The organism is Campylobacter sp. BCW_6889 (assembly GCF_001762535.1).
Taxonomy (GTDB): Bacteria; Campylobacterota; Campylobacteria; order Campylobacterales; family Campylobacteraceae; genus Campylobacter_D; species Campylobacter_D jejuni.
In genome coordinates this window covers 18,817-31,918 of record NZ_MJWZ01000045.1, presented here as the reverse complement: position 1 = coordinate 31,918, position 13,102 = coordinate 18,817, and the positions used below count along the sequence as shown (strand labels likewise).

The window sequence follows — 13,102 nt, the reverse complement described above, 5'->3', positions numbered from 1 at the left end:
TTTACCAAAGTTCTTTCATAATCATATCTTTATTTAAAATTTCAATTCTACCTTTTTTTGTATCAATAAGTTCTGAAATTTTAAGTTCTTTTAACACTCGAGATAAAGATTGTGCTCTAACATTTAAATCAATTGCAATTTGTTTTTGTGAAATTGTATCTAAATTTTTTTCATTTTCCAAAAGATACTTTAACAATCTCGTCCTTAAATCCAATGCATTTTGAGATAATTTCTTTTCTAAAATTTTGATTTTATCAAAAAGTGAACTGATGAGTAAAAAATTGAATTCTTTATTTTCACTGCATAAATTTTGAAAATTAACAAAATCAATTTCCAAAATTTCTCCATCTTCTTCAAAAATAGCATTAGCAGGATAATTTAATTTTTTAAAAGCAGGCATTTCTGCTATAAAATTTAGAGGATTAAAATAATGCAAAGTAATTTCTTTATCACTTGTTGTACTTTTATAAATACGTATTTTTCCCTTGAGTAAAATAAAAAATTTTTTAGCCTCTTCGCCCTCATAAAATAAAATACTATTTTTTTGAAATTTTTTTATTTTTCCTACACTAGATAAAAGCTCTAAATAATCTTTCATTATATACATTTTCCATTCTTAACTTATGTTAAATTTAATTTATCTTATTTTTGCTATATTAACGCCATAAAATTAACATTTAAGAAAGGCTTATATGAAATTTGAAACAATTAATCAAGAAAACATAGCAAAACTCATGGAAATATTTTATGAAAAAGTTAGAAAAGATAAGGATTTAGGTCCTATTTTTAACAATGCTATTGGAACAAACGATGAAGAATGGAAAGATCATAAAGCAAAAATAGGAAATTTTTGGGCAGGTATGCTTTTAGGCGAAGGTGATTATAATGGACAACCCTTAAAAAAGCACTTGGATCTACCTCCTTTTCCTCAAGAATTTTTTGAAGTTTGGCTAAAACTTTTTGAAGAAAGTTTAAATATAGTTTATAACGAGGAAATGAAAAATGTCATTTTACAGCGCGCACAAATGATAGCCTCACATTTTCAAAATATGCTTTATAAGTACGGTGGACATTAATTTGGCAATTTTTTTGCCAAATCTTTTTTTACCTTTTGTAAAATCTCCTCATCCTTGGAAAAATCAAAAAATTTAAACTCATTTCCATGCTGCATAAAACCATCGAGCAAATCTCCACTCAAACGATTTTTAAGATCAAGCTCTGCTATTTTAAACCCATCTAAAGTGCTAGCAAATTCTTTTAAACGACTCGGAATTTCTTTAAGCTTAGTATAAAGATAGCAAGTACTTTTAAGCCCTACACGACCTACACGACCACGAAGTTGATGCAAGGTAGCAAGTCCTAAACGCTCCGCTCCTACAATCACTATCATGCTCAATCTTGGCAAAGAAATACCCACTTCCACCACTGTAGTGCTTAATAAAATATTTCCCTCATCTCTAAAACGCTCTAAAATTTCATCTTTTTGCTTATCTTTTCCATGAGTTACAAAAACTTTTTCATAGTGACTCTGCCAATATTCTTTAGCCTGTTCTAAAGAAAGATAAGGAATATTATCACTAGCACTCACCAAAGGATAAATAATGATAATTTGATGATTTTTAGCAATTTCTTCCTTGATCTTCTCGCTAAGCTTAGAAAAACCTTCATTTTGTATACAATAAGTTGTAATATCTTTTTTAAAAGGCATTTGCTTAATAAAACTAAAATTTAAAAGTTCAGATTGTATCATGCTTAAAGTTCTTGGAATAGGCGTAGCCGAAAACTGTATAAAATGAGGGGTAAATTCTTGCTTATTTAAAGAATGAATTTTTTCACGCTGAGCTGACCCAAAACGATGTTGTTCATCTATCATTACAAGTACGGCATTATGACTTTCTAAATGAATTAAAGCGTGAGTACCTATGATAAGATTTGCTTTTTGGATATTTTGTTCTAAATCTTTTTCTTTTTTACCCCCTTTAATAAACAAAATATTCATAAAATCAGGTAAAAATTTCCTAGCCTCTTCATAAAGCTGATACGCTAAAATACTAGTAGGTGCCATTAAAATAGCCTGCTTAGGATAAACCATCAAAGCCGCACCAAGCAAAACCAAGGTTTTACCACACCCTACATCACCCATAATCACACGCCTTTTAGCTTCTTTTGAATGCAAATCTTTTTCTATATCTTTTAAGGCATTAAGCTGATCTTTAGTAAGAGAAAAAGGCAAATCTTTAAGCCAATTGGCTATATTAAAAACATTGATTTGATGAGCTTTAAAATGTGTTTTTTTAGCTTTTAAACGCTTTAAAAAATTATATATTTCTATGTATTTTAAATCTTTGCTAAAATTTTGCAAATTTTCAAACATAAAAAAACTTTTTTCATCATAGGCATGTAAATTTAAAAGAAAATGTATATATTTATCCTCTATGCCACTTTCTTTTAAATTTTCATAGTTAAGATATTTATGTATAAAAGCAGCAATTTTTGTATCTTTTAAGCCTAAAATTTGATACTTTGGACTAAAACCCTCAAAAGAAGTTAAAATTTTAGGATTGTTAAATTGCCAAGTGTGATTAAAACGTGAGAGTTTAGCATTAAAAATAAGCTCTTTTCCTACCTTACAAATCCCAAAATGCCAAGCTCTAGGATGAAAAAACACAAAAGAGATATTTTCTTGCCATTCTTCACAAAAACCCAAACCAAAAAGTTGATTTTTTCTTGAACTAACGCTTTTTATAGTGATTTTTTGGGTGCAAATTTCATTTTCTTTAGGATTTTTACTTGGATTTAAATTTTCAATTTTTTTAGGTAAAAGAAGGGCTAAATCAATAGCACTTCTAATTTTTAATTTTTTAAAAAATTCAAAATCACTTTCTTTAATTTTCATTTTGTATGCTTGCAAAACTTATATTTAAAAGCTCTTGATGTTTTTTAATATAAGCATTGATGGTTTCAAGTTTAACCTTTTCCATAAGTTTTAACTCTTCTTTATAATATCCCAAATTTAAACCTTGATAAAATTCATTAAAGGCCATAGATAAACGCTTGCTTAAGCTTTCATAACGCAAAGGAGTTGATCCTATGAGAAAATTTTTAGCTTGATCAAGTTCGTTTTGAGTAATACCATTTTTTATAAAATCTTCAAAAAGCTCTTTTACGATTTTTTTAGCTTCTTTAGCGCTTTCATTTTTAGTTTGTAAATATCCAAAAACTCTAGAAAAAGACATATTCATATCAAGCATAGCATAAGCTGAGTATGCAAGACCTCTTTTAACACGAATTTCTTCCATAATCCTTGAACCAAATCCTCCTTGCCCTAGAGCAAATAATGCAATTTTTGCAAGATATAAATCCTTATCTTTAAAATCAGCAAAAAAAGGTGTAGCAAAATAAATATAAGCTTGTTCACTTTCTGGGCGTAGCAAAATTTCATCTTTGATGTTTTTGCTTAACTCATATTTTTTTGGAGTATTTTTCTTACCTATTTGAAGTTTTGATAAGAGTTTTAAAAGATCTTCCTTGGCTTGTTTTTCTTCTAAATCTCCTCCTAAAATCACAACCAAATCACTAAGATGGATAAAATTTTTATAAAAATTTTGTAAATCTTTTAAAGACAAAGTTTCTATACTTTTTTCATCTCCATCATTTGGATTTTGAAATTCTTTACATTTAAAAATTTGAGCATTGAGTAAATTTTTTGCTAAATAATCAAAATCACTATTTTTACTCGCAAGTTCACCTAAAGCATTGATTTTTAATTTTTGCAAAATTTTTTCTTCCATTCTTGGTTTTAAAAGCAATTTTTCTAAACTCTTTAAAGCAAAATCAAAATTTTCTTTCAAGCAAGAAAGATTGATTTCCAAGCTTTCAAAACCACTACTTGCCTCTAAATTTATCGCTCTAAATTCTAAATCCTTAAAAAATTTATCATCCACGCCTTCATTTAAAATACGTGAAAACATCTTAGCCAAGCCTGCTATTTCATCATAACTTCTAGCGCAATTTCTAAAAACAAGCTTTAAAACAACAATGGGAAAATCAGAATTTTTTTCAAAAATAAAAGGGATTTTAACACCCCTACTCTCTAAATACTGCATTAAAACCTTTCTAAAATTTCATAAGCGGTATTGCGTTTAGCTGGATTTTCGCCTAAACTTCTAATCAGCCTTATCATCTCATCTTGATTCATTCTATAACTTGCTCCTGCAGCACTTACTACATTTTCTTCCATCATGGTTGAGCCTAAATCATTAGCCCCAAATTTTAAAGCAAGCTGGCCTATAAGTGAGCCTTGAGTTACCCAAGAACTTTGTAAATTTTTAAAATTATCTAAATAAAGTCTTGCTAAAGCTAAAAGTCTTAAATACTTGTTAGAACTTTGTTTCATAATCTCTGGATGTTTTTGGATTAAAGCAGTATTATCACTTTGAAAGCTCCATAAAATAAAAGCCCTAAATCCCCCTGTTTCATCTTGTAATTTTCTTAAATGTTCAAAATGATCGATGATTTCTTCATCATTTTCAACCGTTCCAAACATCATAGTAGCTGTACTTTTCATGCCGATTTTATGAGCTTGGCGATGTACTTCTAACCAAGTAACTGTATCACATTTATTGGGTGCGATAATATCACGCACCCTATCGCTTAGCACCTCAGCACCTGCTCCCGGTATAGAAAATAAACCCTTAGTTTGTAATCTTTTTAAAACTTCGGTGATGGAAATTTTAGATGCTTTTGCAATATAAGCGATTTCAACCGCTGAAAAACCATGCACAGTGATATTTGGATAATGTTCTTTTATCCAAGAAACTAATTCTTCATACCATTCTATTTTTAATTTTGGGTGCACCCCACCTTGAAAAAGAATTTGTGTACCCCCAATAGCTTCAAGCTCCTCTATCTTCTTGCCTATCTCTTCAAAGCTTAAAATATAAGCATCATCTTCTTTATGATGGCGATAAAAAGCACAAAAAGAACAATCAATACAACAAACATTGGTATAATTAATATTTCTATCCACAACAAAAGTGGTAATTTTTTCAGGATGAAGTTCTAATTTTCTTTTATAAGCCATTTCTCCAAGTTCAGTTAAACTCGCATGATGTAATAAATCTAAAGCTTCTTTTTTATCCAGTCTTTTCAAAATTTTTCCTTGTTTTTTACATAATTAAAATAATTATAGCATTTAAAATATAAATTATGCTATAGTTTCGCTTATGAATTACATTGAACTATTAAAAAATAATAAAAATATCAGAATATTAGCTTCGGTTCAGTTTATAGTATATTTTGGAGCATGGTTTTCTCAAACGGGGGTTTTTACCCTTTTGGTTGAGCTTAATGCTCCTACTTGGGCAACAGCTACAAGTGCTATGCTTGCTTTTTTACCTGGAGTTTTACTTGCTCCTATTAATGGCGTCATAGTAGAGAAAAATAAACCTAAAAAACTTTTACTCAGTATGATTAGCATAGAATTAATTTCTATTTTTTGTCTTATTTTTGTCACAAGTCTTAGCATACTTTGGCTTTTGTTTATTTTAATCTTCATAAGACTTTGCGTTGCTTCGATTTATTTTCAAGCTGAAATGAGTTTATTGGCGAAAATTTTAACCCCTCAAGAACTTAAACTCGCTAATGAAATGCACAGTGTCATTTGGGCGATTTCTTATACAGCAGGTATGGCAAGTGCGGGAATTTTTATTTATTTTCTAGGAGTTAAAACCGCTTTTTTATTTGACTGTGTACTTATACTCATAGGCATTTCTTTTTTAGTAAGATTAAGCATTCCTGATTTTCATCAAAAAACACAAAGTCGCTTTTTTACCATGATAAAAGAAGGATTTTTCTATGTTTTAAATAATAAAATAATTTTTCATCTTATCTTGCTTCACGCTTTTATAGGTTTAACTGCTTATGAAACCTTGGTTACGCTTTTAGCGCAACATCAATATAAAGAAGTTTTATCTGCTGCTTTAGTAATAGGGTTTTTAAATGCAGTACGTGCTTGTTCTTTAGCTATAGGACCTATGGTTTTAAGCAAATTTATTAATGATAAAAATTTATTTTACATGTATCTTGGTCAAGGCTTAGGTATTATACTTTGGGCTTTAACTCAATTTAATTTTTATATTTCTTTTTTAGGTTTAATTGGCGCAGGTTTTTTTACCTCAGCACTTTGGGCTTACACCTACACTATGATACAAAAAAATGCTGACAAAGAATATCATGGTAGAGTGATCGCTTATACAGATATGATTTATCTTAGTTTTAGCGCTATTATTTCAATGCTTATGGGCTTTTTATTTGAAATAGGCTTGAGTTTAGAACTAATTACAGGCTTATTGGGTATGATTTTTATCTTTGCGGCATTTTATTGGAAGTGGTTTTATAAAAAATATTTGTGAAAATTCACAAATATTTTAAATTTTAAATAAATCTTGAAGATTTTTCATTGCTTCTTCATTGCTGATGGCATTATTTAGCTGCGATGAGCTTAATTCATTGAGCTCTATTTCATAACCACTTAACATAGAAGCAAGGCGAATATTAATACCATTTTTTCCTATAGCTTTACTTTTTTGTTCGCTATTTAAACTTACAATAGCTTTTTTATCTTCAATTTTCACAGAATTTACAATAGCAGGAGCCAAGGCACGAGAAATTAAAATTTCACTCTCATTTGTAAATTCTATACAATCAATATTTTCATTATGAAGCTCTTTGCTTACTGCATTAATTCTTACACCTTTAACACCTACTGTAGCACCTACAGGATCGATATTTGCTCCATTGGCCTGAAGAATGATTTTTGCTCTTTCACCTGGAATTCTAGCACATCCTATAATATTGACATAACCATCTTTGATTTCTGGAACCTCAGCTTCAAGTAAACATTCTAAAAATTTAGGACTTGTACGACTAAGCTCGATTTTAATACCCTTATCTGTATAAACACGGCGTATCACAGCTTTTACCACATCACCTATTTTAAACTTTTCCCCTTTAATGCGATTTTTTCTTGGTAAAAAAGCTCTTAATTCATCTATTTCAATAAAAGTATTTTCTTCATTATCCACTCTAACAACTGTACCAAAAACCATTTGCCCTACTTTGTTTTTATATTTTTCAAAAATAGTTTGTTCTAATAATTTTTGTATATGATATTCAAGTTCTTTATGCAAGGTATTTACCGCAGTTCTTCCTAAATTTTCCAAAGAACATTCATAGGTTAATTCATCTCCTATTTCAACATCTGGAGCTTCTGATTTTGCCTTACTTAACGCGATAAAACTCTCACTTTTATTTTGTAATCTCTCGTCATTATCTGCTACTATGGTAATTTTTTGATAAAGATTTAAATTTTTAGGATCCACAAAAAACTCATATTCTTGTCCATAAATTCTTTTTGCAGTATTGATTAAAGCGGTAGCTACCTTTTCTCTTACATTCTCTAAGTTTAAATTTTTTTCATTAGCAATAGATTCGATAATATCTGCTATCTTTTCCATATTTTATAAAACCTTTTTTGTGGGAAATTTAAATAATGTAGGTAAAAATTATATCCTTAATAAGTTTAATTAAAAGTAAAATTTGCTAAAATTACAGATTAAAATGAAAATTCTTAAGGATTTAGCTATGGAATTAAAATTGGCAAGAACTTTGATTAATGAAAAACCTAAAAATATTAGCCTAGAAAAAATCGAAGAGGCTATAGAAAAAGAAGGACAAAAGTTTTTTTATTTTGATAAAGATAATACACACAAACAACTCATTGCCCTTGTAAATCATTTTGAAAAAAAAGGAGTAAGCATTTATCATAGAACCGTAAAATACGGACTTGATGATAATGATTTTATGTATGAGGTACATATTCTTTGAGTGCTAAAAAACTTTTTATCCAAACTTTAGGTTGTGCGATGAATGTCAGAGATTCTGAGCATATGATCGCAGAATTAACACAAAAAGAAAATTACGCACTAACAGAAGATATCAAAGAAGCAGATCTTATTCTTATTAATACTTGTTCAGTGCGTGAAAAACCTGTGCATAAACTTTTCTCAGAAGTGGGTGGCTTTGAAAAAGTTAAAAAAGAAGGTGCTAAAATAGGAGTTTGTGGATGCACTGCATCACATTTGGGAAATGAAATTTTCAAACGTGCTCCTTATGTGGATTTTGTTCTAGGGGCAAGAAATATTTCCAAAATCACTCAAGCTATAAAAACTCCAAAATTTATGGGGGTGGACATAGACTATGATGAAAGTGAATTTGCTTTTGCAGATTTTAGAAATAGTATTTATAAATCCTATATTAATATCTCCATAGGTTGTGATAAACACTGCACTTATTGTATAGTGCCACATACTAGAGGAGATGAAATTTCCATACCTTTTAACATCATCTACAAAGAAGCTCAAAAAGCCGTTGAAAAAGGCACTAAAGAGATTTTCTTGCTAGGACAAAATGTCAATAACTACGGCAAAAGATTTAGAAACGAACATAAAAAAATGGACTTTTCAGATCTTTTAGAAGAACTTAGCACTATAGAAGGTTTGGAACGCATTCGCTTTACAAGTCCACATCCTTTGCATATGGATGATAAATTTTTAGAAGTTTTTGCCAATAATCCAAAAGTTTGCAAATCCATGCACATGCCTTTACAAAGCGGCTCAAGTGAAATTTTAAAAGCTATGAAGCGTGGCTATACTAAAGAATGGTATTTAAATAGAGCTTTAAAACTTAGAGAACTTTGTCCAAATGTTAGCATTTCTACAGACATTATTGTAGCTTTTCCAGGGGAAAGTGAAAAAGATTTTGAAGAAACTATGGATGTTTTGGAAAAAGTGCGTTTTGAACAAATTTTTTCTTTTAAATACTCCAAACGCCCTTTAACAAAAGCCGCAACCATGCCTAATCAAATCGATGAAGAAACAGCTTCAAGAAGACTTAGCACCTTACAAAATCGTCATAGTGAAATTTTAGATGAAATTGTAAAAAAACAAGAAAATAAAACTTTTAAAGTTTTATTTGAAGAATTAAGAGCAGGCAATAGCATTGCTGGAAGAACAGATAATAATTTTTTAGTTCAAGTTGAAGGTAGCGAAGAACTTTTAGGGCAATTTAAAGAAGTAAAAATCACTAATGCAAAGCGTATGGTTTTATATGGGGAAATCGTTTAAAATCCATTGCTTAACATATATAATTTTCATCTTGCAATGGCTTATTTTTTTAAGCTGTAAAAAGCACTATAAAGGTGAAAAAGTTGACCGTAAAGCTGGTGTGATACTTTTTTGGCATGGAAAATTAGCACTCATGCCTTTTGCGTTTAGACATTATAGACAAAAAAATAAAAAAGCCTATGTCATGATCTCTCACCATAAAGATGGAGAACAAATTGCAAAAATCATCAAGCTTTTCGGTCTTGATACCGTAAGAGGAAGCACTTCAAGGGGTGCTAGCGGTGCACTTAGAGCTGCATTTAAAGTTTTAGAACAAAATGACGATATAGTTATCACGCCCGATGGTCCACGAGGGCCTTATCATAGTATTTCAGATGGTTCCATCATTTTAGCTCAAAAAAAAGGACTAAAGATAAGAATTTTAAACTATGAAGCAAATCGTTTTTGGGAATTTAAAAGTTGGGATAAGATGATCTTGCCAAAACCTTTTAGTAAGATTACTTATAGTCTAAGTGAACCTTTGGATATTTTATCTTTAGATAAAGAAAAAGCTAAAGAATTTCTAATGGAACAATTTGATAAAATTAGCTTAGCTGATCAATTTAAGGAATGAAATGTTGTTTTTACTTAAAAAAATATTTCCACAACTTTTTATTAGTATTATTTTAGAAGATAAAAAAAATATTGTGAAAGCTTCTATTTATAGAGGAAGTAAACTAATCAGTAGCAATGAAAAAACTTTTGATAAAAGTGAAAATTTATTAGAATACATAAAAAATTTAAGCAAACATTTCTTATTTTACCACACTGCTTTATTTTTAGACGCCAAAGAACAAGGATTAATACCTAGTACAAATATTCAAGATTGTGAGCACTTTAATATAGGAAAAATCAGCTTACAGCATATTTTGTTTAATAATGCCCTTGTTTATACAGCTACCGAACATGTGGAATATTATAGCGAGCTTTTTGAAGAATATAGAGGTTTAGATTTTTTATATTCCCCTTTTGCTCTTCTTTACTACAATATACAAAAAGAAAAACAGCCTGATGATCAAATCTTACTTTATGGATTTAAGCAAGGACATCTTTTGGCAATTATTGTTGCTAAAGGCAATACTATCTTATACGGTGATTTTAAAATATTTGAGCAAGAATTAGGTTTAGAGCTTGAACTTCCATCAGAAGATAATCAAGAAATTGAAAACAACAACGATGATACTGAAGTTACCTTAGATAACTTCAATGAAGCCTTAAATAATAAATTTGACCTACTTGATCAAGAAAATAATCTTGAAACTTTAGATAATAATGATAATTTTAATCTTGATGAATTAAATCAATTTAGCAATGATATGGAACTTTGCCGTTATATTATTACGAGCATTGAAAAATTTTATAATGATGATAAATATGCTGGGGTATTTATCAATGGTATTTTATTATATAGCGAATCAGATATTAACATAAGTGCTATTGATTTTTTAGAAAGTGAAACTTTTTTAGAGATAAAAACAAAACAAATCAACACCTTAGATCTTATGATAGAATTGATGCGAAAGGAGCTTAAATGAGTTATAGCTTCATACAGCCAAGAAAAAAACCTATTTTCACACTCTTTGATAAAATTTGGCTAGGACTTTTTGGTTTTAGTATATTATTTATCTTGCTAGTATATTTTACATATACAATAAAAATTGCATTAATCAATAGCTCTATCGATGATGAAAAACAACAAGTTATAGTGCTTCAAAATCAAACTAAGCAAAATGAAATGCTTTATGAAATTTTATTTGATCAAAGCCAAATAGCGAAAAATTTTAACACTCAAAATCAAATTATTAAAGAAAGCTTAAGAAATCTATTTGATATTATTGTAAAAACTGATAATATTACTCTTGAAAGTGTTGAACAAGACGAATATTCCTTAAAACTTATCGGAGTCACTCCTACAAGAGAAATGTTTACTCTACTTTTAGAAACCCCTTTAAAAAGCATCTTTGATCAAAGCTATACAACCTATTATCGCTTAGATAATGGGTGGTATCGTTTTGTTAGTATTAGTAAACAAATTCCAGGAGTTGCAGATGAAAGATAAAAGCCTAGAAGAAATTGATTTATTAAAGCTTATCATTTGCGCGTTAAGTTTTATAAGCGTTTGCACAGCCTTGATCTTATTTTTACTTTTACCGACATTAAAAAATTACAAACAAGCAAATCTTAGAGAAAACTCACAACTTGCTATCTTAAAAGCCGCTAAATCAAAATTTGACTTTAGTGAAGATAAAATATCAACTCTAAGAAGCGAAAACAACAAAAGTTTAGAGCAATTTGAGCAAAATTTTAATATAGGAAATTTTGATACTTTTTTACAAAAATATTTTCAAAATGTAAAAATTCAAGAAACTAAGCCCGAAAAACAAGAAAAATATCTAAAAAACCGCTTAGCCATTAAAGCGACAATGAACAATCCTAGAAGGCTTTATGATTTTATTGATGCTCTAAAAAACTATAATAACTTAATCAAGCTTGATTATCCACTTAATCTTAAAGCAGGAGAGCAAGGTATCTCTATAGATCTTACTCTCAAAGTTTATTCAAGCTAAACTCACATCTTCGCCTTTTAAAATTTGATTCATAGTATTCATTGCACACATTTTTCCACACATGGAACATGAGTTTAAATCATCAGGACGACGCTCATTAAACATTTTTTTGGCCTTTTCTCCATCAATAGCAAGTTTAAACATTTTCTCCCAATCTATCTCTTGCCTAGCCTTACTCATCTCATCATCTCTTGCTCTTTCTTTTGGAAGTTTAGCTATATCTCCCGCATGAGCTGCAATTTTAGTCGCAACTATACCCTCTCTAACATCTTCTAAATTTGGAAGTCTTAAGTGTTCAGCAGGTGTTACATAACACAGCATATCAGCACCGCTAGCTGCAGCCACAGCTCCTCCAATAGCACCACTAATATGATCATACCCTGCGCCAATATCTGTTACCAAAGGTCCTAAGACATAAAAAGGCGCTCCTTTGCATAAACGCTTTTCTAATTGCATATTTGCCTCTATTTCATTAATAGCCATATGCCCTGGACCTTCTATCATTACTTGAACCCCAACATCCCAAGCCCTTTGAGTAAGGAATGATAATTCTATAAGTTCTGAAATTTGCGCCCCATCACTTGCATCGTGAGTAGAGCCAGGACGCAAAGCATCGCCCAAAGATAAAGTTACATCGTATTTTAAACAAATGTCAAGCAAATCATCATAATACTCAAAAAAAGGATTTTCAGCATCTTTCATCATCATCCAAGCATAAAGCACAGAGCCTCCTCTTGAAACTATATTTGTAAGTCTTTTACTTTGTTTAAAAATATGCGCTGCGCGAGAATTAATACCTGCATGAATTGTCATAAAATCAACCCCACTTTTAGCATGATGATATACAACATCTAAAAAGTCTTTGGCATTAATTTGTTTTAAATCTTTTTCTAAAAATCCTACTGCATCATATACAGGAACTGTTCCTATCATAGCTTTTGAAACATTAACAAGCTCATCTCTAAAACGACTTGTTTTGCCATAATTGCTTAAGTCCATAATCGCTTCTATGTCAAATTTATGAGCAAGCTCTACTTTTTTCATTTCCTCGCTATAATCAACACAATCATTTGAAACTCCTAAATTTACATTAACCTTAGTACGCAATCCAAAACCTATACCATTTGGATCAAGACTATTATGATTAATATTTGCAGGGATAATAATTTTACCGCAAGCAATATTTTCAAGCAAAAAATCTTTACTTAAATTTTCTTTTTGTGCAACAATCTGCATTTCTTTAGTAAAAACACCTTCTTTGGCATAATTCATTTGAGTTTTCATAAATTTATCCTTTAAAAAATTTGGATA

The 13,102-nt window shown here is 29.9% G+C and carries 14 protein-coding genes; 8 read left to right on the top strand and 6 right to left on the bottom strand.

The features are described from left to right. Position 1: 1 nt before the first annotated feature. Positions 2-598: a nitrosative stress-sensitive transcriptional regulator NssR gene (nssR, locus tag AJ939_RS04305; RefSeq protein WP_070276177.1), complete on the bottom strand. Its 597-nt coding sequence runs from the start codon at positions 596-598 to the stop codon at positions 2-4. Positions 599-692: 94 nt separating this feature from the next. Here nssR and ctb point away from each other — a divergent pair, with 94 nt between their 5' ends. Further along, complete coding sequence (gene ctb / locus AJ939_RS04300; protein ID WP_070276165.1) at positions 693-1,076, top strand: truncated hemoglobin Ctb; 384 nt, start codon at positions 693-695, stop codon at positions 1,074-1,076. Here ctb and recG read toward each other — a convergent pair. The 3 genes from recG to AJ939_RS04285 are packed head-to-tail and all read right to left on the bottom strand — an operon-like array spanning position 1,073 to position 5,152. After that, the gene (gene recG / locus AJ939_RS04295; protein ID WP_070276163.1) at positions 1,073-2,896 is read right to left on the bottom strand and encodes an ATP-dependent DNA helicase RecG; all 1,824 of its coding nucleotides are present in this window, start codon (positions 2,894-2,896) and stop codon (positions 1,073-1,075) included. The two genes, ctb and recG, sit on opposite strands and share 4 nt — an antisense overlap. Continuing rightward, entirely contained in the window at positions 2,886-4,106 is a 1,221-nt protein-coding gene (locus tag AJ939_RS04290; RefSeq protein ID WP_070276162.1) for a M16 family metallopeptidase, read from the bottom strand. The genes recG and AJ939_RS04290 overlap by 11 nt, the downstream gene beginning before the upstream one ends. Continuing rightward, positions 4,106-5,152, bottom strand: a complete 1,047-nt coding sequence (locus tag AJ939_RS04285) for a dehypoxanthine futalosine cyclase (RefSeq protein WP_070233375.1) — start codon at positions 5,150-5,152, stop codon at positions 4,106-4,108. The genes AJ939_RS04290 and AJ939_RS04285 overlap by 1 nt, the downstream gene beginning before the upstream one ends. Before the next feature lie 73 nt (positions 5,153-5,225). On the opposite strand from AJ939_RS04285, the gene AJ939_RS04280 reads away from it, so the two are divergent. Then, on the top strand, positions 5,226-6,413 hold the full coding sequence (locus tag AJ939_RS04280; RefSeq protein ID WP_070233374.1) for an MFS transporter: 1,188 nt from the start codon (positions 5,226-5,228) through the stop codon (positions 6,411-6,413). Between the two features lie 15 nt (positions 6,414-6,428). On the opposite strand, the gene nusA is transcribed toward AJ939_RS04280, so the two are convergent. Further along, positions 6,429-7,517, bottom strand: a complete 1,089-nt coding sequence (gene nusA / locus AJ939_RS04275) for a transcription termination factor NusA (RefSeq protein ID WP_002859895.1) — start codon at positions 7,515-7,517, stop codon at positions 6,429-6,431. A gap of 127 nt (positions 7,518-7,644) precedes the next feature. Between nusA and AJ939_RS04270 the strand changes: the two genes are divergently transcribed. The 6 genes from AJ939_RS04270 to AJ939_RS04245 are packed head-to-tail and all read left to right on the top strand — an operon-like array spanning position 7,645 to position 11,791. Next, the gene (locus tag AJ939_RS04270; RefSeq protein WP_002851103.1) at positions 7,645-7,887 is read left to right on the top strand and encodes an HP0268 family nuclease; all 243 of its coding nucleotides are present in this window, start codon (positions 7,645-7,647) and stop codon (positions 7,885-7,887) included. After that, positions 7,884-9,185 carry a tRNA (N6-isopentenyl adenosine(37)-C2)-methylthiotransferase MiaB gene (gene miaB / locus AJ939_RS04265; RefSeq protein WP_044778820.1) on the top strand — a complete coding sequence of 434 codons (1,302 nt, stop codon included), beginning with the start codon at positions 7,884-7,886 and terminating at the stop codon, positions 9,183-9,185. The genes AJ939_RS04270 and miaB overlap by 4 nt, the downstream gene beginning before the upstream one ends. Next, the gene (locus AJ939_RS04260; RefSeq protein WP_044778821.1) at positions 9,169-9,798 is read left to right on the top strand and encodes a lysophospholipid acyltransferase family protein; all 630 of its coding nucleotides are present in this window, start codon (positions 9,169-9,171) and stop codon (positions 9,796-9,798) included. The genes miaB and AJ939_RS04260 overlap by 17 nt, the downstream gene beginning before the upstream one ends. Before the next feature lies 1 nt (position 9,799). Beyond that, on the top strand, positions 9,800-10,759 hold the full coding sequence (locus AJ939_RS04255; protein ID WP_044778822.1) for a hypothetical protein: 960 nt from the start codon (positions 9,800-9,802) through the stop codon (positions 10,757-10,759). Then, complete coding sequence (locus AJ939_RS04250) at positions 10,756-11,283, top strand: hypothetical protein (protein WP_070233373.1); 528 nt, start codon at positions 10,756-10,758, stop codon at positions 11,281-11,283. Before AJ939_RS04255 ends, AJ939_RS04250 begins: the two co-directional genes overlap by 4 nt. Further along, positions 11,273-11,791: a hypothetical protein gene (locus tag AJ939_RS04245; RefSeq protein ID WP_044779804.1), complete on the top strand. Its 519-nt coding sequence runs from the start codon at positions 11,273-11,275 to the stop codon at positions 11,789-11,791. The genes AJ939_RS04250 and AJ939_RS04245 overlap by 11 nt, the downstream gene beginning before the upstream one ends. Here the strand turns inward: AJ939_RS04245 and thiC are convergent. Further along, positions 11,783-13,075 carry a phosphomethylpyrimidine synthase ThiC gene (thiC, locus tag AJ939_RS04240; protein WP_070233372.1) on the bottom strand — a complete coding sequence of 431 codons (1,293 nt, stop codon included), beginning with the start codon at positions 13,073-13,075 and terminating at the stop codon, positions 11,783-11,785. The two genes, AJ939_RS04245 and thiC, sit on opposite strands and share 9 nt — an antisense overlap. Positions 13,076-13,102 lie beyond the last annotated feature (27 nt).

What these genes read in the sequence shown, in the direction of transcription:
- nssR (WP_070276177.1), bottom strand. Translation starts at nt 598, where the DNA reads ATGAAAGATTATTTAGAGCTTTTATCTAGTGTAGGAAAAATAAAAAAA.
- ctb (WP_070276165.1), top strand. Translation starts at nt 693, where the DNA reads ATGAAATTTGAAACAATTAATCAAGAAAACATAGCAAAACTCATGGAA.
- recG (WP_070276163.1), bottom strand. Translation starts at nt 2,896, where the DNA reads ATGAAAATTAAAGAAAGTGATTTTGAATTTTTTAAAAAATTAAAAATT.
- AJ939_RS04290 (WP_070276162.1), bottom strand. Translation starts at nt 4,106, where the DNA reads ATGCAGTATTTAGAGAGTAGGGGTGTTAAAATCCCTTTTATTTTTGAA.
- AJ939_RS04280 (WP_070233374.1), top strand. Translation starts at nt 5,226, where the DNA reads ATGAATTACATTGAACTATTAAAAAATAATAAAAATATCAGAATATTA.
- nusA (WP_002859895.1), bottom strand. Translation starts at nt 7,517, where the DNA reads ATGGAAAAGATAGCAGATATTATCGAATCTATTGCTAATGAAAAAAAT.
- AJ939_RS04270 (WP_002851103.1), top strand. Translation starts at nt 7,645, where the DNA reads ATGGAATTAAAATTGGCAAGAACTTTGATTAATGAAAAACCTAAAAAT.
- AJ939_RS04260 (WP_044778821.1), top strand. Translation starts at nt 9,169, where the DNA reads ATGGGGAAATCGTTTAAAATCCATTGCTTAACATATATAATTTTCATC.
- AJ939_RS04255 (WP_044778822.1), top strand. Translation starts at nt 9,800, where the DNA reads ATGTTGTTTTTACTTAAAAAAATATTTCCACAACTTTTTATTAGTATT.
- AJ939_RS04250 (WP_070233373.1), top strand. Translation starts at nt 10,756, where the DNA reads ATGAGTTATAGCTTCATACAGCCAAGAAAAAAACCTATTTTCACACTC.
- AJ939_RS04245 (WP_044779804.1), top strand. Translation starts at nt 11,273, where the DNA reads ATGAAAGATAAAAGCCTAGAAGAAATTGATTTATTAAAGCTTATCATT.
- thiC (WP_070233372.1), bottom strand. Translation starts at nt 13,075, where the DNA reads ATGAAAACTCAAATGAATTATGCCAAAGAAGGTGTTTTTACTAAAGAA.